20 protein-coding genes are annotated in these 23345 nt (G+C 47.5%); 9 read left to right on the forward strand and 11 right to left on the reverse strand.

Annotation, left to right across the window (positions count from 1 at the left end):
• Window positions 1–180: 180 nt before the first annotated feature.
• The 3 genes from QF049_RS16000 to QF049_RS16010 form a co-directional block, all read right to left on the reverse strand.
• Entirely contained in the window at window positions 181–1122 is a 942-nt protein-coding gene (locus QF049_RS16000; protein WP_307538800.1) for a DUF1963 domain-containing protein, read from the reverse strand.
• Between the two features lie 149 nt (window positions 1123–1271).
• Entirely contained in the window at window positions 1272–2561 is a 1290-nt protein-coding gene (locus tag QF049_RS16005; protein WP_036610695.1) for an ammonium transporter, read from the reverse strand.
• Window positions 2558–2977 carry a hypothetical protein gene (locus QF049_RS16010; protein WP_307538802.1) on the reverse strand — a complete coding sequence of 140 codons (420 nt, stop codon included), beginning with the start codon at window positions 2975–2977 and terminating at the stop codon, window positions 2558–2560. Before QF049_RS16010 ends, QF049_RS16005 begins: the two co-directional genes overlap by 4 nt.
• A gap of 286 nt (window positions 2978–3263) precedes the next feature.
• Between QF049_RS16010 and QF049_RS16015 the strand changes: the two genes are divergently transcribed.
• On the forward strand, window positions 3264–3755 hold the full coding sequence (locus QF049_RS16015; protein WP_307538804.1) for a DinB family protein: 492 nt from the start codon (window positions 3264–3266) through the stop codon (window positions 3753–3755).
• 114 nt (window positions 3756–3869) lie between these two features.
• On the opposite strand, the gene QF049_RS16020 is transcribed toward QF049_RS16015, so the two are convergent.
• Together QF049_RS16020 and QF049_RS16025 are read right to left on the reverse strand one after the other, a co-directional pair.
• Window positions 3870–4373, reverse strand: coding sequence for a GNAT family N-acetyltransferase (locus tag QF049_RS16020; protein ID WP_307538807.1), 504 nt, complete (start codon window positions 4371–4373; stop codon window positions 3870–3872).
• 297 nt (window positions 4374–4670) lie between these two features.
• Complete coding sequence (locus QF049_RS16025) at window positions 4671–5771, reverse strand: M23 family metallopeptidase (RefSeq protein ID WP_307538809.1); 1101 nt, start codon at window positions 5769–5771, stop codon at window positions 4671–4673.
• A 220-nt stretch (window positions 5772–5991) separates the two neighbouring features.
• Between QF049_RS16025 and QF049_RS16030 the strand changes: the two genes are divergently transcribed.
• The 3 genes from QF049_RS16030 (at window position 5992) to thrS (ending at window position 10983) form a co-directional block, all read left to right on the forward strand.
• The gene (locus QF049_RS16030) at window positions 5992–6753 is read left to right on the forward strand and encodes a response regulator transcription factor (RefSeq protein WP_307538811.1); all 762 of its coding nucleotides are present in this window, start codon (window positions 5992–5994) and stop codon (window positions 6751–6753) included.
• On the forward strand, window positions 6750–8510 hold the full coding sequence (locus QF049_RS16035; RefSeq protein ID WP_307538813.1) for a sensor histidine kinase: 1761 nt from the start codon (window positions 6750–6752) through the stop codon (window positions 8508–8510). Before QF049_RS16030 ends, QF049_RS16035 begins: the two co-directional genes overlap by 4 nt.
• 472 nt (window positions 8511–8982) lie before the next feature.
• On the forward strand, window positions 8983–10983 hold the full coding sequence (gene thrS / locus QF049_RS16040; protein ID WP_307538815.1) for a threonine--tRNA ligase: 2001 nt from the start codon (window positions 8983–8985) through the stop codon (window positions 10981–10983).
• Window positions 10984–10995: 12 nt separating this feature from the next.
• On the opposite strand, the gene QF049_RS16045 is transcribed toward thrS, so the two are convergent.
• Complete coding sequence (locus tag QF049_RS16045; RefSeq protein WP_307538818.1) at window positions 10996–11859, reverse strand: SDR family oxidoreductase; 864 nt, start codon at window positions 11857–11859, stop codon at window positions 10996–10998.
• 104 nt (window positions 11860–11963) lie between these two features.
• Here QF049_RS16045 and QF049_RS16050 point away from each other — a divergent pair, with 104 nt between their 5' ends.
• Together QF049_RS16050 and QF049_RS16055 are read left to right on the forward strand one after the other, a co-directional pair.
• Window positions 11964–12506 (forward strand): hypothetical protein, encoded by a 543-nt coding sequence (locus QF049_RS16050; RefSeq protein ID WP_307538820.1) that lies wholly within the window; start codon window positions 11964–11966, stop codon window positions 12504–12506.
• A gap of 56 nt (window positions 12507–12562) precedes the next feature.
• Entirely contained in the window at window positions 12563–13294 is a 732-nt protein-coding gene (locus QF049_RS16055; protein ID WP_307538822.1) for an MBL fold metallo-hydrolase, read from the forward strand.
• 477 nt (window positions 13295–13771) lie between these two features.
• Here QF049_RS16055 and QF049_RS16060 read toward each other — a convergent pair whose 3' ends face one another.
• The gene (locus QF049_RS16060; RefSeq protein WP_307538824.1) at window positions 13772–14983 is read right to left on the reverse strand and encodes a PQQ-dependent sugar dehydrogenase; all 1212 of its coding nucleotides are present in this window, start codon (window positions 14981–14983) and stop codon (window positions 13772–13774) included.
• Window positions 14984–15245: 262 nt separating this feature from the next.
• On the opposite strand from QF049_RS16060, the gene QF049_RS16065 reads away from it, so the two are divergent.
• Entirely contained in the window at window positions 15246–16334 is a 1089-nt protein-coding gene (locus QF049_RS16065) for a M24 family metallopeptidase (RefSeq protein ID WP_307538826.1), read from the forward strand.
• A gap of 290 nt (window positions 16335–16624) precedes the next feature.
• Here the strand turns inward: QF049_RS16065 and QF049_RS16070 are convergent, their stop codons facing one another.
• The 3 genes from QF049_RS16070 to QF049_RS16080 form a co-directional block, all read right to left on the reverse strand.
• On the reverse strand, window positions 16625–16978 hold the full coding sequence (locus QF049_RS16070) for a hypothetical protein (RefSeq protein WP_307538828.1): 354 nt from the start codon (window positions 16976–16978) through the stop codon (window positions 16625–16627).
• A gap of 203 nt (window positions 16979–17181) precedes the next feature.
• Window positions 17182–17865, reverse strand: a complete 684-nt coding sequence (locus tag QF049_RS16075; protein WP_036610716.1) for a queuosine precursor transporter — start codon at window positions 17863–17865, stop codon at window positions 17182–17184.
• 263 nt (window positions 17866–18128) lie between these two features.
• Window positions 18129–19526 (reverse strand): L-cystine transporter, encoded by a 1398-nt coding sequence (locus tag QF049_RS16080; RefSeq protein ID WP_124113463.1) that lies wholly within the window; start codon window positions 19524–19526, stop codon window positions 18129–18131.
• A gap of 353 nt (window positions 19527–19879) precedes the next feature.
• Here QF049_RS16080 and QF049_RS16085 point away from each other — a divergent pair, with 353 nt between their 5' ends.
• Entirely contained in the window at window positions 19880–20494 is a 615-nt protein-coding gene (locus tag QF049_RS16085) for a hypothetical protein (RefSeq protein ID WP_307538831.1), read from the forward strand.
• 1 nt (window position 20495) lies between these two features.
• Window positions 20496–21581, forward strand: coding sequence for a methyl-accepting chemotaxis protein (locus tag QF049_RS16090; RefSeq protein WP_307538833.1), 1086 nt, complete (start codon window positions 20496–20498; stop codon window positions 21579–21581).
• Window positions 21582–21707: 126 nt separating this feature from the next.
• Here the strand turns inward: QF049_RS16090 and QF049_RS16095 are convergent, their stop codons facing one another.
• Window positions 21708–23252, reverse strand: coding sequence for a cobyric acid synthase (locus tag QF049_RS16095; RefSeq protein WP_307543271.1), 1545 nt, complete (start codon window positions 23250–23252; stop codon window positions 21708–21710).
• Between the last annotated feature and the right edge of the window lie 93 nt (window positions 23253–23345).

The following is a 23345-nucleotide window of genomic DNA, read 5'->3' on the forward strand; positions in this document are numbered from 1 at the left end:
ACACTTCCTTTTTATCCCATTATACAGAACGTATGATCGGTTGTCCACCAAGATATCCCTCCTTAAAATATAAACAAGTTATACCCCAAATCTATCAATCTACGAACAAAAAAAGTCCTTCCTCCTTCATATAGACGGGATTCAGGACATTTTGTTGCCTATTTGAGTTCAAATCTTTGCTCAACTTGAGTATAACGAACAATACGTTTGCTCGAATCGTCCAGCCTCCAAGTCAGACTTGCGAATGAAAAATTGCAGTTCCCCGCAATCCCACCATTGAAAACCTATGGCATCATGTGTATCTATCTTCAACAGCAGCAGCGTATCGGATAGTTCCTGCCATGTCCGATCCTCATCTCCGCCGTAATACTTGGTCAGCTTCTTCTCACACGCCTGCTCATTATAATCGTACTCTTCTCCCAGTGCGATCTGTAACAAGGCCCGATGCTCGGCATCCGGATGTTGCCCATCTGGATATCCAAACATACCACCCCAATTCAGCATACTCGGATGATTCCAGCTCGACTCGAATTCAAGGTATCGGTCATACAGACTTACTTCCGCTTCGGTCTCATCGGTCTCAAGCAGAGCTGGCGAGAGCTCGTTCAGCGCGGCGGCATCAATATAAGCGTATGTAGGAAACTCAAGATTAGGCAGCACAGTCACCGAATGTGCAACAAAGGGTGCTCCATCCAGCGTGGTATCACCTTCAGGCTCTCGCCTTATTAGGTTATGAGAACTCGGCTCAAAAATCACACGATGTTCAATGGGACTAGCAGATTCATCCGCACCAACGAAAAAGTATAACATACCACGTTCAGGCAGGGTCCCGCGCCCATCATTCGGCGTATACGGCGACAGATCCACCAGGTTCAACTGGGCCAGGAAAGTCATTGGAACTCCTTCTTGTGTTACGGGCCATTCCATGCGACTTGGCAAATCCGGATGTCCACCCACACGTGAGTTTCCTGTTCTGCGATATTCGTCCAGTGTGGATACATCGAGGCGAATTCCCCAGCGGCTTGAAGATAACAACAGATCGGCAGCGACTCCTAAACCATATTCCTCAAGTGTTTTACGGGCTTTTCTGGTCAGACGTTCACATTGTTCTGGCTTAATCATATAGATCCTCCCCTTTTGACAATACACCTATGCTGAGACATATTCAGGTTCACACCTGTATATTCTTCCGCCCGGACGTCTTTCCCTGCTTCTAGCAAAAAAAGAGACTGACATTCCTTGTCAGTCTACTTCCTTATCCTATATTCCATTTAACGATTTGGATCAGAAGACTTTTCCTGGTAAGCACGCATATGCTCCTCACCGTCCAGGAATTCATGGGCCTGATGGGCTGCCATCACCCCATGATAACTGATATCCAGACCTAGATCTTCCTCTTCTTCTGTCGAACGTACAGGCACAATTTTGCCAATCAACTTTAACCCGATCCAGGTCATGGCGAATCCCCAGATGACCAGGGCTGTAAGGCCAAGTGCCTGAACACCCAGCAACCTCCAGCCGCCGCCCATGAATAATCCACCATCCGTGGCAAACAGACCTACAGCAATCGTGCCCCACATTCCTGATGCGGCATGCACCGGGAAAGCACCAACTGGATCATCAATCTGCCGACGGTCCAGCCAGTTGGTGGCAGCCATCATTAATAAGCCGGATACTGCCCCAATGAATATCGCTGCTACATCGCCAACAAAAGCACAGCCTGCCGTAATACCGACCAGTCCCGCAAGCGAACCGTTAATGACCGATGGCGCATCTGAACGATTGAAGCGGAATAACGTATACAACAGCGTAACCGCACCACCCGAAGCCGCAGATAACATCGTGACAATCGCAATGTGACCAATTCTTACATCCGTCGCGCTGAGAGTACTACCAGCATTGAAGCCAAACCAGCCGAACCATAACAGAAATGCACCTACAGATGCCAGTGGCAGATTGCTCGGGAGTGCAATGGCACTTACGCCAAGTGGTGTGTATTTCCCTTTACGTGGGCCAATGATAATCGCAGCAGCCAGTGCCGAGAATCCGCCGAGTGCATGGATGACAGCCGAACCGGCAAAGTCCTGCATCCCCAGCTGACTAAGCCAGCCGCCGCCCCATGCCCAGTGTCCACCAATTGGATAAATGATCGCCGTCATCAATATGATATACAGAAGATAAGCACGGAAGTTGATGCGCTCGGCTACCGCTCCTGAAACGATGGAAATAACGGCAATGGTAAAGGCAGCCTGGAACAACCAGAATGTCTCCAGAGATACCGGTACGTCCAGATGAGACAAATCCCCATTCAGGAAAAATCCCGTTACTCCCGCAAAACCGCCAACGTCCGAACCATACATCAGTCCAAAACCGATAGCATAGAACAGTAACGTTCCAATCGTAATGTCAGCAAAAACCTTCATAATAATGTTCACACTATTTTTATAACGCACAAAGCCAGCCTCGAGCAGGGCGAATCCGCCCTCCATCAATAAAATCATCGCTGCACTCAGTACGACCCAGACCGTATCGATCCCGGTGCTTAACGTCTCCAAAGTCATGTTTGTACATCCTCCGTTTCACTAAGCTGTCTGAGCTCACGGATTGTATCGGGCGCAAGCTCAATCTCGTCCCGCTCAATGCTGTCCGGATGCTTAATTCGTTCTGCGATCTGATCCAATTCACGTATGCGTCTGCGAATCTGTTCCATCTTGCGAAAACGTTCCTTCACCTGCACCATATACTCTACCGCCTGATGATGGGATGCGGGGCGTCCCGCAAACCATTTGCGTACGGGCGACAACGATTGATAAGCAACCTCTTCCGCTCGACGCTTTTGTTCGAACTGTTCGATCTTCTGCTTGAGCGTTTGAATCTCATTTTCTTTTTTGACCTTCAGCCGTTCGATAAGGTACAATAAATCGGACGATGATATTTGCAATGCTGTATGGTGATACACCTCGTCGATTACTAACATATCATGTCAGGACTCCTTACATATCAAGTTACTTGTACCGATTATAGTTTGCCGGGGTCTGCCAGTCAATCTTTTTTTGGACTTGGGATGGATTTAAATGAACCGTTCATGGAGAACGGCTTTTTTTATTTGGCACAGATTACATCTAACAAAGGCTAATCTTGCCTAGGTTCGCATTCACTCTTTCCATTCTTTATGCTTATAGAATAAGCATCCACATTTTGGGTAATGAACATACACAGACTACCCGCATCATAGAACCCGTATATAAGGAGAGGATTGTACGATGTTTACTCGTAATGACGATATACGCAACCAAATCTGGGAAGCCGTCTCGGGACTCGAAGAAGAACAATTGAACCAAAAACCTTCACCCAAACAATGGAGTATTATGCAAGTACTACGTCATTTGAACCTGATGGAAAATGTAATTGGAAAACAAGCCCGCCTGGCTCTCGAAAAGGAACAGACGGTGTCTGTGGACAAAAAACCATATGAATTATCGTTGGACCGCAGCCGCTCCGTCGAGGCACCACCCCATCTTCAGCCTCCAGCAGCGCCTGAAGCACTTGCAGACGTACGCGGTGATCTGGACGAATCTCACCAAGCGTTAAACAACTTTGCATTGGATCATGATCCTGACCTGCTGCGCAGCAAGTCCTTTCCTCATCCCGTATTTGGTGAGATGGATCTTACACAATGGATTGACTTTACAAGTTATCATGAGGAACGTCATCTGGGACAGATTCAAGAGATCAAACAGCAGCTTGGCGTGTAAGCACAACCTACACTTTCACATAGCGAAGAATATAGTTGAACGACAAAAAACCTCCAATCCTATTAATTTAGGTTGGAGGTTTTCAATGTTCTTTTCTACGAATAAGAACGACACTTATATTTTTTTTCCCAAAATCGCCAGATCTCTATTCACACCATCCAACACGGCCACTTCAGGATAATATCCCCACTGTTCAAAACCATGCTTGCGCAACAATCCCAGACTCGGTTCGTTATGTCCAAAGACAAATCCGAGAATGGTCGTAATTCCAAGTGCAGGGCAAGCCGCAAATACCGTTTCGAGTAAACGCCCACCAGCCCCAATTCCGCGGCATTGCCGATCCACGTATACACTAACTTCCACCGTTCCATTATACGCAGGGCGTCCATAGAACGAGCTGAGACTTGCCCAAGCTACCACATGTCCTGCTTGCTTCATCACCCAAAGAGGACGATGATCCGGTGAATGTTCCTCGAACCACGGAACACGTTGCTCCACTGTCACTGGTTCCAAATCCGCTGTTACCATACGGCTCTCAATGGTGGAATTATAAATTTCTACAATCTTCGGCAAGTCCTCCAGGCGCGCATATTCAATCTGCACATCTTCCAGTTTCATCCCTATTCCTCCATCATTCCAGATCGTTCTATTATCATAGAGGATATTATAACGGAGAAGAGAAGTTTTCGTCACCTCTAACATTCTGACAGAGAAATCTTTATATTTTTGAGTAAATATTTACACGACAACGTAGAGGACAGAACCAATCAGAAGAAGCGCAGCGTGCGCCTTTATCCCCGGATTTTCCCCTTTATACAAGGGAATCAATAAAATCTGGGGATAACAGCGATCGGAAGATGGTTCTGTCCGCGTAGTAGTTAAGTGTAAATTCAATGCTTTAACTTATATATAGAATTACTCTGGAAGTCCCTGAATTGTGTTGCCACGAGTGAACTGTTGACTCTGGTCTGCCCAGCGAATGTTGATCGAGCGAGATGTGAACAGATCCGGGCCGTCCGATACCTGCAAGTGCAGATGGGCTTCACTGGAGTTACCCGAATTGCCCAGCTCACCGATGAGGTCCCCCTGCTTGAGTTTATCTCCTTTTTTGACCGAAACACTGCCTTTCTTGATATGTGCTGTGATGCTGTATTCACCGTTGCCATGGTCAATTATTACATAGTTACCCGCCGGCTCTTCCGGATTCATCACACCCGGTACATTGTCCGGAATATCGTTCTTGATTTCAACGACGGTTCCATCCGCAGCAGCATAGAGTGGTTCACCAAAAGCATGGTAGCTTGCGTTTACCTTGGCATCCCCGTTATAACTGAAACCTTCTTTTGACCGAATGATATCCAACGCATAGCGCTGTGTTTCATGCTCATAATGATAGTTCGACATCACATCGTTGCCTCCCCAGAACACATACCATTCACCCTTTAAAGGGAAATGGAATTCGGTTTTGGTGAACTTTTGATCTGTATCCTCATGCGTTTCCAGCGGCTGGATCAACAGACCATCAATCTGATTGGCCTCGGTAAAATAGGCTCGAATCCCTTTTGTCCCTGTTTGATCCTTCCAGGCGAACTCGGTCAGATTGTTCATCTCAGCTGCGAACACTTGATCCAGGGAAGTTACTCCCTCCAGGAACTCGTCAGCAGACGTTTTAAGCTTTTCAAGTGTGATCGCTTCCTTCATTTGAGGACTCAACTGACGGTAAATATCTTCAATGGAACCCTTCATCAGGGTATCAACAAAATTGTCGGGTGTAACCATTGCAGCACCTTCTGAAGCGGAATCCTGCTCCTGATTAGAGTTCTCGCTCGCTTCATTATTGGATGCCTGTTCGGCCGACTGCTGCTCCGCCTGGTCGGAAGTAATAGAATTGCTGTTGCCGCAAGCAGACAATATCATGCAAGCTCCAAGGGTAATCGCAAGCACCTTCCAGCCCCTTTTATTCTGTAATTTCGAATGTGTATGTTGCTCTGATTTCAGATGACCTTCCCTCTTCATTTTCAACATCCCTTCTGCTAATTCATTATACTTTCCAGTTAAGTGTACAGAATGAGTCTTATCCTTCGTCTAACCCCATCTTACATGTAGTTAAACTTGCAACGCCTTTTGAGGTTGTATAATTAAGATTCCGTTAAGATACTCGTACGCTATACAGCCTTCTTGGATGGTATGATTAGCAATACACACAACAGAAGGATCAGGAGGTCATTTTTAAACTATGGATAACGTCTCATTACTGCTTGTGGATGATGAACAGGCGATTCTGCATATGCTCAAAACCGTTCTGCTCAAAGAGCAGTTTCTCGATATTGATACCGTTACAACAGGCGAAGCTGCCATTGAGGCATGCAATAACAAGACCTATCATTGCATCGTGCTCGACATCATGCTTCCTGGCAAAAGCGGACTGGAAATCTGTCCTTTTCTACGGCAGGTCACCGATGCGCCTATCCTGTTTCTGACGGCTAAAACAACCGATTATGACAAATTAACCGGATTCGCCGTTGGTGGCGACGATTATGTCGCCAAACCCTTCAATCCGCTGGAAGTCGTTGCTCGAATTAAATCATTACTGAAGCGTTATTTACCTTCTATAACCGCAGCGATCTCGGATTACGCCCCATCTAACGTAAATGCGTCATCTCCCAGCACATCGGAGGGTGTGTACGACTTTGGACGATTCCAGGTGCTGGAATGGGCTGGTGAGCTTCGGGTTGAAGGAGAGTCCGTATCCTGTCCGGCACTTGTGTTTCAACTACTGCTCTTTTTCTGCAAACATCCCAATCGAATCTTCACCAAATCAGATCTATATGAACGGGTCTGGGGCTCTGAAGCCATTAGTGATGACAATACCGTGATGGTTCATATTCACCGCATTCGGGAGCGCATTGAAGCCGATCCTTCCAATCCGGTGTTTCTCGTCAACGTCCGGGGTCTGGGTTACAAACTGATTCAGCCGGAACATGTGTCACGCCCATGAGTATTCGTCGCAGGTTAATGACCCGGTTTATCGGGATGCTTGCCGGTGCAGTCGTTCTTATCATCCTGCTTGGGTCTGTAGCCACTTACTGGGTCGTTCAAAGGGTAAATGAAGTGAATTTGGTGGATGATTTTGCACTTAACGGTCTGGATCAATTGATTAATACAGCAGAGATTCTGCCAGATAATACGATCCGATATGACCCCGAATTGCTGAAACAAGTGGATAAAAATAACGGCTGGCTCCAGGTTCTGGATGAACAAGGTTACGCCATTGATGAATATCACACACCCGCTGATGTCCCCACTCACTATAAACCAGGGGAATTGATTGCATACTGGGAAAGCCAGAAGCCGTTCCCTTATCAGATTGTGATGCTGATCCGGGAGAAAAATGGGAAGGAATTCACCTTGTTATATGGCGAGATTAACCCGGCCAAGTCCTTAATGAATAACATTCGTTCAGACCTTGCTTTCACCAACGGAAAACTTGATCTTCAGCCCGACCAACAGGAGGCCCTTCGTGCCGCCAATGCTTATCTTCAAGTACTGGACGCGTCAGGAAGCGAACTCTCCTCCTATAACAAACCGGCCATGGGCGTACCTAGCGAATACACCATTCAGGAACTCGTTCTGCAAGTTCGCTATCCGAGTCGATCAGGTATGTCTGTTGCAACGTGGTACGACGAACAGAATGAAACTACCTGGCTGATTAGCATACCTAGTGATTCATTGGCGACCGGAAATCAAAACCCCTACAATTTTATCTTGGAACCGGCATTGGTCATATTGATCGTATCCATCATCATTCTGCTCATTTTGCTTGCCTTCTGGTATGCCAACCGATTCGGTTCACCCATGCTGCATATGCTCCAATGGTTACAGCGTCTGGAACGAGGACATTACGAGGAACCTGCCGGAGCCTTTGGAGTTCCTCGCAGTCAGCGTCGTAACGGAAAGTGGAAGCGAAAATACAACGTGTATGCTGAAGTGCTTCGCTCCATGCAGGCCCTGTCTCACACTTTGAAGCAAGATGAAGAACTTCGGAAACAGAACGATTCTCTGCGGGAGGAGTGGATTGCTGGCATAACACATGACCTGAAGACACCCCTCTCCTCCATTCAGGGATATGCTCATATGCTTGAGGCGGATAAGTATAGCTGGACCGCGGAGGAAGTCAGGGAATTCGCAGGCATAATGCTCGATAAGTCCATGTATATGGACAGGCTTGTCAACGACCTTGCCATGACCTATCGATTACGCAGTGGAGGATATCAACCTGTAGTGGAAGAGACTGACGTAAATACGTTGCTCCGTGATCTGATCCAGCGCGCAGAACGGAATCCGGCATATGGAGAAGGTCGCATCATATTCCAACCTTCCGAAGTGCCTGTGTATGGACTTGTCCATATTCCGTCGTTTGAACGAATTGTGGATAATCTGACCGCCAATGCCCTTCTTCATAATCCGCCCGAGTCCATCCTGGTTGTCAGTGTGCATTCTGGTAAGCAGGCAGATGAATTCAGCATTCAGTTTGTCGATAATGGACGAGGCATGGACCCCGAGACGGTATGGAAGTTATTTGAACGATACTATCGCGGTACAGATACAGGTACATCGGACGTTGGATCAGGGCTGGGCATGGCGGTAACCAAAGGTTTGATTGAAGCCATGAATGGTCGTATTGAGGTACAGTCCACCCCTGGTGAAGGAACAATCATTCGCTTAATATGGGATGGGCCGTCCGAAACGAATTAAAATGTTCCGCTTGACCTTTCCATTTTCAGTCTATATAATCGACACTCAATAACACCTGTTCCAATATATTGATATTAAATGCAACACATTTCAGGATAACTTAAATGAGTTGATCTAACATATTTGGCGATGACCAGAGACATGATTTCGTTTGCGTGCTGCCCAGAGAGAGAGGGGATTGGTGAAACCTTCTTCAGCGAACGGACCGGAATTACCCCTCTGCAGCCGTGACCTCGAACCTCAGCATTTCGGACCTCCTTCGGATGTTCGGCTTGTTGCCAGTAGAGTTCACCGCCTGATCCCCGATAACGGATTCCAATGAGGGTTATGATGTTTCCTGTTCACGGCGGCTGGTCGAGATCAGGGTGTACCATAACCAAATTAGGGTGGAACCACGAGCCAAGCGCACTCGTCCCTTTTCCGGGACGGGTGTTTTTTGCGCTTTCATTTTAAGAAATGGAGAGTGGTTCACATGAGCAAACAAGAAAACAGTAACTCAGTAAACAACAAATCAGGTAACGAAATAAACTACCAAGCAAATGATCTTCAACCATCCGGTCATTCCATTGAGGTCCGCCTGCAAGGTGGCGCGGTACGTTCTTACGAAGCAGGCATCACTGTAGGCGCGGTTGCCTCATCTATCAGCACAAGCCTGGGAAAACAGGCCATTGGCGGTATTGTAGATGGTCAGAATGTTGATCTCGATTGGGTGCTCAAGCAAGATTGCGAACTTGTTATCGTTACTTTGGACAGCGCGGAAGGTCTGTATCGTTATCGTCACAGCGCAGCACATGTGCTCGCACAGGCACTCAAACGCATCTACGGTACGGAACAAGTGAAACTGGGTATCGGCCCAGTCATTGAAGATGGATTCTATTACGATGTTGATCTGGAGCATGCCTTGTCCATCAGTGATCTGGCTGCCATCGAGCGGGAAATGAACAAAATCATCCAGGAGAATCATAAGATTAGTCGCCGGGTCGTTAACCGGCAGGAAGCCCTCCGTATCTTCGGAGAAATCCAGGACCCCTACAAGCTTGAACTCATTCAGGATTTGCCAGAGGACGCCGAACTTTCGATCTATGATCAAGGAGAGTTCTTCGATCTGTGTCGCGGTCCCCATCTTCCATCCACTGGCCGGATCAAAGCGTTCAAGCTGCTGAATGTGGCTGGTGCGTACTGGCGGGGTAACTCGGATAATAAGATGCTGCAACGCATCTACGGCACTGCTTTCCCGAACAAAGCCCAGCTGGATGAACATCTGTACATGCTCGAAGAAGCAAAAAAACGGGATCATCGTAAACTCGGCAAAGAGCTTGAACTGTTCATGTTCTCCGAAGAAGCGCCCGGCATGCCCTTTTATCTGCCCAAAGGTATGACTGTTCGCACTGAACTCGAGCAGTTCTCCCGTGAGCTGCAATTACAGGAAGGTTATCAGGAAGTTCGGACTCCTCTCATGATGAACAACCGGCTGTGGGAGCAATCCGGTCACTGGGAGCATTACAAGGACAACATGTATTTCTCGGAAGTGGACGATGCCACTTTTGCACTGAAACCGATGAACTGTCCTGGGCATATGCTGATCTTCAAAAATACACTCCATTCCTATCGCGAATTACCGATTCGCATGATGGAATTTGGTCAGGTTCACCGTCATGAATTCTCAGGAGCCCTGAACGGCATGATGCGTGTGCGGACATTCTGCCAGGATGATGCCCATCTCTACGTCATGCCAGAGCAGATCGAGGACGAGATCAATCAGGCGATCTCACTGATTGGGCGTATGTACGATATCTTTGGATTCGAATACAAGATTGAGTTGTCCACTCGTCCAGAAGATTCCATGGGATCGGAAGAACTGTGGGATCAGGCAGAACGCGCATTGCAAAATGTGCTGGATCGTCGGGGCGTGGAGTATCGCATTAACGAAGGGGACGGTGCCTTTTATGGACCGAAAATTGACTTTCATATCCTCGATGCACTCAAACGCAGCTGGCAGTGCGGAACAATCCAGCTTGATTTTCAGATGCCGGAGAAGTTCGACCTCACTTATATTGGCGAGGATAGCCTGAAACACCGTCCGGTCGTAATCCACCGTGCCATCTATGGTTCCATCGATCGTTTCATCGGCATCCTGACTGAGCACTATGCAGGAGCGTTCCCACTCTGGCTTGCCCCCGTGCAAGTGAAGCTGCTGCCTGTATCGGATCATTACGCAGACTATGCGCTCCAAGTACAGAGCCAGCTCCGTGCGGCGGGCATTCGGGTAGAAACAGATCTGCGCAGCGAGAAACTTGGATACAAAATCCGTGAAGCCCAGATGGAAAAAGTTCCTTATTCGCTCGTACTTGGAGAGAATGAGAAAAATGCCTCATCCGCCTCTGTCCGTGCATACGGTCAGGGAGATCAAGGCATTCAACCTATTGAAGCTGTTATTGAAATGATCCAACAAGCTGTGAAGGCAAAAGTCTGAACCACATCCGCATCACAACTTCTCGTCAGGCTTTAGCCCCACCTGTTCTTCGCTCCATGTCCAGAAACGCTCAGCTGAAGCATCATCAACGGCATGTTTCTTCAGCTGCTGCTCTTTCTGTTGATAGAAGTAACGCCCGGTGATCCCGACGACTTCAGGGCTTGTAGCCAGATAAACAGCCGTTCGTGCCCCTTCTTCAGGGGACAGAAAGAATGGAAGTTTACCTGCAAACGCCATAATGCGTGTGCCAAATCCGGTATTGCGATCTACGCCAATACTCGTTCCCACCGCACCAGGGTGCAGACAGTTCACTGTGACAGACGTACCTGACAGTTTGCGAGCCAGTGCACGAGTGAACAGCACGTTAGCCAATTTGGATTGAGCATAGCTTTTGATCGGATTATAACCTGTGTGCAGATGTGGATCTTCGAAGTGGATTTTGCCGGCCTTGTAAGCACCTGACGAAACGTTCACAACCCGTCCCTGCTTCGCAGCTTTCAGAGGTTCGATCAAAAGTAAAGTCAGCAGGAAATGTCCCAGATGGTTAATACCGATACTTTGTTCGAACCCATCTGAGGTTTCCTTCCGCTTGACCATCACCACCCCCGCATTATTAACCAGAACGTCAAGGCGATCATGACGCTCGCGGAATGTGCGGGCAAACTGGCGTATACTTTCGAGTGAACCTAGGTCACACAGCATCAATTCAATCGCAGAAGAGCCGGACTGACGCACAGCTTCCTGAAGAGCCTCCTGTCCGCGCTTCCCACTGCGGCACGCCATGATTACGCGATATCCTTGTCTTGCAAGTTCAATGGTGGTTGCCAACCCCATACCTGAGTTAGCTCCTGTTACAATTGCTGTCTGATTGGACATGAGGTACTTCCCTTCTGAACCTGAGGTTCCGAAATTAGAGGCGCGACGACGGACAATATGAGATAATGATAGGATCACATCTCGGTTTCCATGGGAGGACAAGTATGCTGACCAAAGAAGATTTTAAAAAAGTTAAAAAACAAGCCAAACTTGAAATCGCACTACTCGAACAGGAATATCAGGAAATCTTGCAGAACGTTGACACTACGCTGTATGAAAAATACGGTATTTTGGACAAAGAAGAAACACGTGAGCTCACCCGAAAACGCAAAAACCGAAGATATGCTTCACTCGTCATCGAACTATGCGCCATTATTGAACAAATGTTACATCAACTGTACAGAGACGTATATCAGAAAAAGTTTAATTCGACCCAGCTGATGAAAACTCCTGCCTACCGTGCACGCTCCAACATGGAGATCATTCAATCCGAACTGAGTAAAGAGTTCATTGCTCTGGAATCCGAAAAAGAACACTTCGCTGAAGCCCTTGGTCTGGTATTTCAGACAAGGAACAAACTTGTTCATGAGAACTTCTCGTTTGTCTCCATCGTTAAGGATGGCAGTAATGAAGAAGAAACGTTTGAAGCATTACTCCATACGGTCAAAAAATATAGAAAACACTTAAAATATAATCGCCCTGAATAACAACAATCATCGCTAAAAAAGAAAAGGAGGTGTACCGGACTACGGTCCGGATCACCATGAGCCATCCAACAACTTCAATTACTGTGTTAAATCTTCAGATTCCGACACCTTCCGGGAACAGCCCCATATTCCCCGTCATGCTTCGTGATGTAGATGGCGTTACCTTGGTGGATACGGGCATGATTGGACAATTTGCCGAACTTCAATCCGCATTGGAACAAGAAGGCGTACAGCTCTCGGACGTTAAACGGGTGATTATTACTCATCAGGACATCGATCATATCGGTAACTTGGGTGCTCTTTTGGATGCCATCCCTGATCTGGAAATCTGGGCACATGCCGATGAGATTCCATATCTAACCGGTGAGAAACCTTTGATCAAATTCACACCTGAACGTCGTGCTCTGCTGCCCGCGCCCGTTTTGGCACTGGCAGACCAACTGCTCTTGCAGCTGCCTGAAGTGAACATCAGCAGAACGCTGGCAGACGGAGACTTATTACCCCTTCAAGGCGGTACACAGGTCATTCATACACCGGGACATACGCCAGGCCATATCTGCCTGTATTTCGGTGAGCAACAATTCCTGCTCGCTGCCGATGAACTTCGTGTGGTCGATGATGAACTGGTTGGCCCTGCGCCACCCGCAACACCGGACATGCCTGAAGCGCTGCGAAGCCTGAAGAAACTGACCGACCTTAAGCTCAATAAGGTTCTCTGTTATCACGGTGGAGAGTACACGAATGATCTGGCTCAGCGCATTGCCACACTTGCGGAGAGCGCAGAGTAAGAATAGAAAGCGGACTTGTGAGTGTTTTGGAACGACACAAGCATCCTATTAACGCTGTTTCTCTTCGTGCGGCATTGTGCGTTGTAGCTCATTCAAGATTAGGATGACACATACATTACAATCAAGGAGCTGTCCCATAAGTCATGAATTTGACGGGGACAGCTCCTTTGATTAATTAACCATGTGTATTTACCACTGCACTGGTGTTGACCGTATGATAGCTCCTATTGCGCACGCCATGCATACAGTATGCACGCAGTATCTTATATTGCACCATGACATGTGCACAGTATCTTTCCCCTGCCCGTTTGGCAAAACAACTCACCGAAAAATCCGTAACGTAAGTGTCCACTTATTGACTCAGGTCCGCCTCTAATGAATTGGGCACAGTCTAAACGCTATAGTTGTTTTGTAACGAATCTCAGACACCCTATACGCAGTATTTTGAGTATCAAGTTTTTCTAACGAACTCCAGACTTAACTCTCCGGAGTAAGCACTATCAGCTTGTCATCTCCATCACGTGGCGATCCTCGTCCATCCCGATTGTTCGTAAGCACGTACAACTTTCCGTCCTCGCCAGCACTCACATTACGAATTCGGCCCCATTCATCTTCGAAGATGGGTTCCACCTTCTCCACCTGTGTGCCATCTTCCGAAAGAGTGACCTTCAGCAACTGCTCTCCACGCAGATTTGCAGCAATCAGTGATCCAGCCCAAGGCCCTTCTTCAACAAAAGCTACACCAGACGGCGCCCATGTATCATTCCCACTATGTGCAAGCGGAGCCTGATATGCGCCATTGTCATCGTCGTCTCCCTCCACCTCGGGCCAGCCATAATTCTCACCAGCCACAATCCGGTTAATCTCATCATGATTCCGCTGACCATGCTCAGTAGAATAGAGGTAACCGTTGTCCGGGTTCCAGGCCAGTCCCTGTGCGTTACGGTGTCCCATACTGTATACAGGTGAATTCGGCCATGGGTTGTCTGCCGGGATCGACCCGTCAAGACCTATCCGCAATATTTTACCTCCAAGGCTATCTTCGTTCTGTGACAATTCCGGCTCATAACGTTCACCTGTCGTGATATAGAGCAACTTGTCCGGGCCAATTTTGATCCGCCCACCATTATGATTTGTTCCGCCTGGAATGTTACCAAGCAACTCTTGATCTATGACCGCTTTCGCATCATTCACCTTGAGACGTAACACTCGATTGGCAATGTCATCGCCTTCCAGATAAGAGTGGTATGCATACAAGTAACCGTTCTCCTCAAAGTCCGGATCTGCTGCAAGACCTAACAAACCTCCTTCACCTTCTTCATTAAATGGGGCTGAGAATTCAATCAGTGGTTCAGGGGCTAGTTTTCCATCCTCAATGACTCGAATCACACCAGGGCGTTCCGTTACGAACATTCGACCATCAGGCACACTCACAATCTCCCATGGTGCATTCAGCCCTTCAACCAAAACGGAAGCCTGATACGGAATAACCGACTCGCCTTGCGCTCCACTCTCATTTCCACTTGCACCGGTATTGCTTCCATTCGCTGTCTGTCCCTGACCTGTTCCCTGTCCCTGAGACGTCTGCTCTACTCCTCCCGTTGAGGGTTCGCCTGAAGAGCATGACGCGGTCAACAGTGCCACACTTAATAATGAAGCATACAGTGGAACGTTTACTCGATTATTCATGATTACATCTCCCTTCGCATATCGTTCTTTTGTATAAAATAAATAAGCCATGCTTCAACGTATTGTTAATGTATTGCTCTCTATAGTTGTGATGCTATTATTCATGTGTAAAGCGGTTTCGCCCTGTATTACCCTTCATACCAGCCGCTTAAACCGAGAAATCAAGGGATTCCGAGGACATGAAATCATCGCAGTTTGGAATTCCATCATAATCTTTTATAATAGAAGGATAGTATGAATGGAAAGGTGGACAACTACACTTATGAATCAAAACCCTTTATCTCGTCTTGAAGCCGATCTGTCCGGGCAAGGATTGGACGCCATGCTGATCACAGATCCGAAACATATCTACTATTTAACTGGATTTGCAAGCAATCCGCATGAACGTTTCCTCGGTCTGGTTCTCGCACGTGGCGAAGAACCCTTATTGATCGTACCTGCGCTTGATGCTGAAGCTGCCGCAGCCGCTTCCTCGGTATCCAACATTGCTACTCACACGGATACGGATAATCCATACGCTTTGTTTGATCGTTATCAGGGGCGCTTGGGCCGGGTTGGTCTCGAAAAAGAATACGTGACGGTCGCACGTTATGAACAACTGACCGCCGCTCTAGGTGCTGCCAGCTTTGAAGATGTTGGCCCCCTGCTTCGCACATTACGTGTGAAAAAAACACCTGATGAGGTAGCCCGCATTCGCCACGCCATTCATCTGATTGAAGAAACTCTTCGTCAAGGCCTCTCTCATGTTCGCACAGGCGTAACCGAGATTGAACTTGTCGCCGAGATGGAGTATCAGATGAAAAAGCTGGGTGCCGACGGCCCTTCCTTTGATACCATGGTGCTCACGGGACCCAAAACAGGTCTGCCACACGGTACACCGGGTGAACGGAAACTGCAACATGGTGACCTGTTGATGTTTGACATGGGTGTGTATGCTGGAGGGTATGCCTCGGATATCACACGTACATTCGCCTTTGGTGACATCTCACCTGAACTCAAAACCATCTATAACACGGTGCTCGCAGCGAACGAAGCTGCTATCCAAATCGTGAAACCAGGCATCACCTGCGCCGAAGTGGATCGTGCAGCACGCCAGGTCACGGAAAAAGCGGGATACGGTGAGCGTTTTATGCATAGAGTAGGCCATGGACTGGGTATTGACGTACATGAGTATCCTTCTCTCCATGGAGAGAATATGGATATCCTGAATGAAGGTACCGTATTCACGATTGAGCCGGGCATATATACCGCAGCAGGCGGCGTCCGCATTGAGGATGATGTAATTGTGACCGAAACGGGTGTCGAAGTTCTGACGACATATCCAAAAGAACTGCAAATCCTTACCGACTAATCCAATTGGATCTATGTCAAAAACAGCCCATATACATCAATGCTCAGCCGATATTATGCATCATGAACTAAACTGACGAAACTGTGCTGAACTGTATCTTCAAAATAATATACTCCTTTCGCGTACGCCTCAGGCCTGTATACAGAAATAGTAGCAAGTACACACGCGAACGCAAAAATCCCGCAAATCCATGGATATCATGGGTTGCGGGATTGTAATTAATACAAAGCATATCCTAAATTACTCCGTCTGCATTCTACGTAATCTTATTCCTGCTCACTCATTAACCATTAGTCAAACTCATGCGTGATATCCTGCCAAGACTCCAGCTGTGGCAGCTGTTGCTTCCCCCAGTAATCCAGAAACCATTGAATAATCCCAGTCGTATCTGTTGTGGTGCAGCTGTAATGCCGGAAACGGTCCTCGCCTTCCTGCAAACGAATCTCCGCCACCATCTGCCCTGGTTCCTCAAGCGCAGCAGCCTGCATATACATACTTCCCTCCACCAGCTCCGAAGGTGCAAGTACTACGTATTCCTGCAATTCCAGATTGGTGATCAAATCCACCAATAATGAGGCATTAATGCTATCATTCTCGTAGGTTGTGCCATTGCTTTCCAGTGTATAACGCAGTGTAGAGTACATGTGCGATTCCCCTTTGTATGAAATCATCGTTGCTAATGATACACGCTTATAACGACAGGTCGTTTATATTATAACTTTTTCATAAAAATGTAAAAAGGATTTTTCTTGTTTCGGGTCTTTTCTATGAAAAAAAACCCTTGCAGAGTCCGAATTACAATTGACTGCGCAAAGGGTGATTTTAAGTGATCCTCTTTGAATATTCTCTAAGCTTCATCCTTAAACTTAAAGCTGCGTGCAGCATACAGGAACGGCGTTCCGACTGCAGTTAATACAAATTTGATAATATACGTGGTCAGGAAGATTTCCAGCCAAACATCCCAAGGGTAGATGAACGCAAACGCGATTGTGCAGAACACCAGTGTATCCACAAATGAACTGATGATCGAGCTACCGTTGGTACGTATCCACAACTGATTGCGCCCTGGAGCCACCTTGCGTAACCAGGAGTACAATCGAACATCCAGGAACTGACTGATGAAGTACGCTGTCAAACTTCCGAGGGCCAGACGTGGCAGCAGACCGAACAGCTTCGCCATGGATTCCTGTGCAAAGTCCGTTGGTGCCGGGTCAAAGTACAACACCATCTGCATCAGAACCGTCGTCATGATGAGCGTGAAGAATCCAAACCATACCGCTTTGCGTGCCTCACCTGGTCCATATTTCTCATTAAGAAGGTCACTGGTCAGGTACATGCTGACATACATCGTGTTACCAAGCGTCAGTACGATTCCCATAATATCTATCGTTTTGGTCACCTGAATATTGGCTATAACCGTAGCCACACCAATCCAGGCATAGAGACCTTTTTTACCGAACAAGCGGTAACACAACAGGAAAAATCCATAAGTTACGAGAACAAAAACTGCTCCCCACCCTAAGTTAAACATAAATACATACACTGCCTTCCTAGTTTTGATTACGCGGGATGGTTACGAACCGCGGTTTGGCTCAGGGCCAAAACATGAATACTCTATCACATTTCTCGTCCCATGAACAGAACTAAATAACTCCAGGTCTGCCTGAGTGACAGTATAATTTGATTGCCACAAAAAAACCGCCCTCCAGATTCCTCCGAAGGACGGCTTTTCCCACTTGGCTTATAGACAGCTCCAGATATCTTAATATAAGCCTCTATCTAATCCATTTTGAATTACGCCTGAACAGCTGAATCCAGCTCACGGCTCTGATCATTGAATGTGTCATGATCATTTTCTTTCAAAATTTTGCTGGTTACGAGTCCTGAAGTCATGGACCCGTTCACGTTAAGCGCTGTACGACCCATGTCGATCAGCGGCTCCACGGAAATGAGTAGTCCAACTAAAGCCACAGGCAGATTCATGGTGGACAATACGATCAGGGAAGCGAAGGTTGCCCCGCCGCCAACGCCAGCCACACCAAACGAACTGATCATGACTACAAGGATCAAAGTCACAATGAAGTCCCAGCTCAGCGGGTCGATGCCGACCGTCGGAGCAATCATCACCGCCAGCATGGCCGGATAGATCCCGGCGCAGCCGTTTTGCCCAATAGTAGCACCAAAGCTTGCAGACAAGTTGGCAATACCGTCGGATACGCCCAGTTTCTTCGTCTGTGTCTCCACATTCAGCGGGATCGCTGCTGCACTTGAACGGGATGTAAAGGCAAATACCAGTGTTGGCAGAACCTTTTTCACATACGTAATCGGGTTGAACCCGGACAGTGAGATAATGATCAGGTGAATAATAAACATGATCGCCAGCGCGATATAAGACGCAATCACGAATTTGATGAGCTTTAATATCTCTTCCGCATTGGTTGTCGCCGTTACCTTTGTAATCAGTGCTAGAATCCCGTAAGGCGTAAGCCTCAGCACCAGCGTAACAATTCGCATAACCACCGCATATACCGCATTAACCATACCGCGGAACGTCTCCGCCTGCTGAGGTTTTTTGCGATCCAGTCCAAGTACGGCTACACCGATGAACGCGGAGAAGATAACCACCGCCAGTGTGGATGTACGACGTTCTCCTGTCATATCTGCAAATGGATTCGAAGGAATGAATTCCAGCACTTGCTGCGGGATGGTCTGATCCTTCACATCAACAAGCCGTTCCTCCACCTTCTGAATCTGCGCATTCTCCCGGTCTCCTCCTTGAATCTCAATGGAAGTCAGGTTAAAGCCAAGGCTCGTTACAATGCTGACCCCTGCGGCAATCGCTGTGGTGATCAACAGAATGGCAATAATGGAAACACTCATCTTGCCGAGATTTTGCTTGCCCTTCAGATTCATAATGGCTGAGATGATCGATACCATGATCAATGGAATCACGACCATTTGCAACAAACGAACATATCCTGAACCGACCAGATTGAACCAATCGACTGATTTCGTAACTACATCAGAACCTGATGTGTACACCAATTGGAGAATAACCCCGTAAACAACCCCCAGTCCCAGACCCGCAAATACGCGTTTCGTAAAGGAGATATGCTTTTTCTGCATCCAGTAGAGGATGCCAAGTAAGGCAAGCATAACCACTACATTCAATATGACTAGAAAAGTATCCATTTCTTTAAATCCTCCTCAGGCATGTGTGTAACCGAAAAATATCCGGTTTTCTCTTTTATCTTTTTGTACTTCCGACAAAGACATTTTACAATATAACATATAACAAACTATTCTGGTAGGTATTAATTGATATTATGTAATATGCATGTAATAGATTCATGTATTTCTGAAAAAAATACACCAATTCGTGAAAATTGTTCTATTCAACCTTCGGTTAATTTTGTAATATAGGTATATCCGCTTATTCCCAAGTTTTCTCAACATATAATTTAGGTCTTTCTTCATTGGTAGATAGGTCTTATGAGTACGGAAAAGCGATAATGTTAATGAACTTGACGTGAAAGGATGATCATATGTTTCGTAATCGCACCGTTGCCGGTAAAATCAGAGGCACATTGTTCCTCGTTCTGCTGGTTGCTTCTCTGTTGTTCAGTATTAGTTTCTATGCCGTGTCGATGAATATTATTCAAAGCTACGTGCTACCGCAGTTTGACAAAGTCCTAAACACGTCCATTCAGGATATATACAAGAATACTTCAGCATCCAAAATCCTACAGGTACAGAGTGGCGGAGCCGGTTCTGAAGGTGCTGCCATGACCGTGGAATCGTATCTGGCCGAAAAAGCAAAAGAACATAATTTGGATGCGGCTTACGTGGTTGCTATTCAAGATGGCTCAGCCAAAGTCGTTGTGGCCAATTCTTCCTCAAACATGAAAGCCCAGGATGAGATTAGTGTAGAATCCGCAATGAATGCAGCTATTGAGAACAAAGAAATGGTAATCAGTGAGGTCTACTCCGATTCCTTTGGTGTACATAAAGCAGCCTTTATCCCCATTGCAGGAAGTAACATGATTATGGCTGTGAGCATGGATGCCCAGTTCATTCAAGACAAGATTACCCAGATTTTCTGGTTGTGTCTTGGGATTACAGCATTAGTGTTTGTGCTCGGCGTGGCTTATCTCCACTAGTATGATCAAAAGAGTTACCAAACCAATCATCAAGCTCGTCCAACATAGCAAACAAATATCCCAGGGTGATCTGACCGCTGAACTCCAGATCAAGGGCAAAGATGAAATTGCCCAGCTTGCCGCAAGCTTCCAGACGATGACGCATAACCTGAAAGAAATGATCAGCCGTGCCTTGTCCACGTCCAATGAAGTTGTGTCAGGCTCCAATGACCTGCTTCAGCGGGTTGAATCGATGTCCGGTATGGTTCGAAACTCCAGCCGCTCCGCAGAAGATGCAGAAAAAGGCAGCATCAGCATTGCGTCAAGCGCATCCGAGAACGCCAGAGCTATGGAAGAAATTACGCAAGGTATCATGCATATTGCTTCTTCTTCCGCTGAAGTGTCTGACCAGATTGGTGAAGCAGCCAACGAGGCAGTTAACGGTAACCAACTGGCTCAGAATGCCATTGAGCAGATGGAGCGTGTAGGCCAGACAGCAAGCGAATCGTTGCGTTATGTTGAAACTATGAATGAACGTTCGGTTGCCATCGGCACCATTGTTACTTCCATTTTTGAAATCACCAAACAGATTAACATGCTGTCACTCAACGCCTCCATTGAAGCAGCACGTGCCGGAGAGCATGGCCGCGGATTCGCTGTTGTTGCCGGAGAAGTTCGCAAACTTGCCGAGCAATCCAAGACAGCCACCGAAGAAATTTCGGATTATCTGGGCACCATTCGTGAAGATGCTGAACGCTCGGTTGATGCCATGAACCGTGTAACCCAGGAGATTGGTTCAGGCACAACTGTCGTTCAACAAGCAGGCTCAGCCTTCCAGCAACTGAATGAATTGATTCAGAACGTGAATCTGACCATTCAGACCGTCTCGGCTTCTACACAACAAGTATCTGCTGGTGCTGAAGAAGTGAGTGCATCCGTTGAAGAAACGGCACAGATTACGACCAAATCCCGTGAAAGTATGCTACAGATTTCTTCAACAGCAGATCTTCAGCTCAGCGAGATGGATTCACATTCGAATACGGTTCGCCATCTGCATGAACAAGCTGTAGAACTGCAATCCGCTATGAAGAAATTCAAAATAAACTAACAGGTAAACCATTAACCCATCATCACCTGATTTAAACCTCATTTAATCATAGGATATACAATACCCCCATGCCGCTAACATTCCGTTTCTAGAGAACGGGTTGTCGGTCATGGGGGTATTGTTGTTTCACTCGGGTGCCTGAACACCCATAATCTCGTACACGCGCTTCATATCCAATGCCGAACGTAACGATTCGGCTACCCGATCAAACTCCATCTCCTTACGCTCATGCGCACTATACGTCTCCTGAAGTGGAGCTAGTCCCTTTCCTGCACGCAAGGCATTCAGCCAAGAACGTCGGAATTGATCACTTTCAAACAAACCATGCAGGTAGGTTCCCCACACACTGCCATCTACTGAGCCCCAGCCTTCTTGGAAAGGTTGACCACCTGGATGTGAGATTTCAAACAACGCGGTTACACGTTCAGGCTCGTGACACTCCGTAACGCCCATATGAATCTCATATCCGTTAATGGGTAATGAAGCATCTGCTTCATCTTGCTCACCATACAGACGAATCGGGTGATCAGGCTGCACCCGTCCAGAAGCTCTGACGGTCTGCTTTTCCTGAAGAAACGTTGTCGATAGCGGGAGCCAGCCAAGTCCTTTTGCTTCCTGGATCTGATTCGCCTCCACAGCAAACGGGTCCTTCAGATGTCGTCCCAGCATCTGGTACCCGCCACATATTCCTACGAGCTGAACATGATCACGCTCGGTCTGGCTCGCAATCGCCTGCTCCAGCCCAGACTCACGCAGAAATGCCAGGTCACCTATGGTATCCTTCGTACCCGGTAGAAGAATGGCATCCGGACTACCCAATTCCTCTGGCGAGGTCACGTAACGCACATTCACATCCGGTTCACGGGAAAGTGCATCAAAGTCTGTAAAGTTGGAAATTCGCGGATATCGGATCACCGCCAGATCCAGCTCGGTTTTGCCGGATTTCCCATGACGCATGGAGTCCAGCACCACTGAATCCTCTGCTTCAATCTGAATATCTCTTATGTAAGGCAATACACCCAATACTGGAATGCCTGTCCGTTCTTCGAGCCAGTCGAGTCCTGGCTGCAACAGGGACAGATCACCGCGAAACTTGTTGATAATGAACCCTTTGACACGCGCAACCTCATGGGGTTCCAGCAGCTCGAGCGTACCTACAATGGAAGCAAACACCCCGCCCCGATCAATATCGGAGATCAGAATCACCGGCGCATCTGCCCAACCTGCCAGATTCATGTTGACGATATCCCGATCCTTCAGATTGATCTCGGCCGGACTGCCCGCTCCTTCCATCAGCACAATATCATAGGCATCCCGTAGCCGGTTCAACGCATCCATAACCGTCTGCTTTGCTTCAGGCAGGAAATGCTGACGGTAGTCTGATGCACTCATCTGAGCAAAAGGTACACCGTGTACCACGATCTGCGAATGCATGTCCCGCACCGGCTTGATCAGGATTGGGTTCATGTCGGTTGTCGCCTCAATACCGCAGGCTTCGGCCTGTGCTCCCTGAGCCCGACCAATCTCCTTGCCATCTTCCGTCACATAGGAATTCAGCGCCATATTCTGTGACTTGAACGGGGCTGGCTTGAAGCCATCCTGTTTGAATATGCGGCATAATGCCGTTGTGATGACACTTTTGCCCACATCGGAAGCCGTTCCTTGCAGCATGAGTACTGCCGCTGTTTGCTGTACAGGCTTACCCTCCACAATCTCTCCCCCTGTCTCCGTGTTATCTCCAGATCACCTTGCTCCCGACCTCAT

The organism is Paenibacillus sp. W4I10 (genome assembly GCF_030816325.1).
In the GTDB taxonomy this organism is placed as follows: domain Bacteria; phylum Bacillota; class Bacilli; order Paenibacillales; family Paenibacillaceae; genus Paenibacillus; species Paenibacillus amylolyticus_B.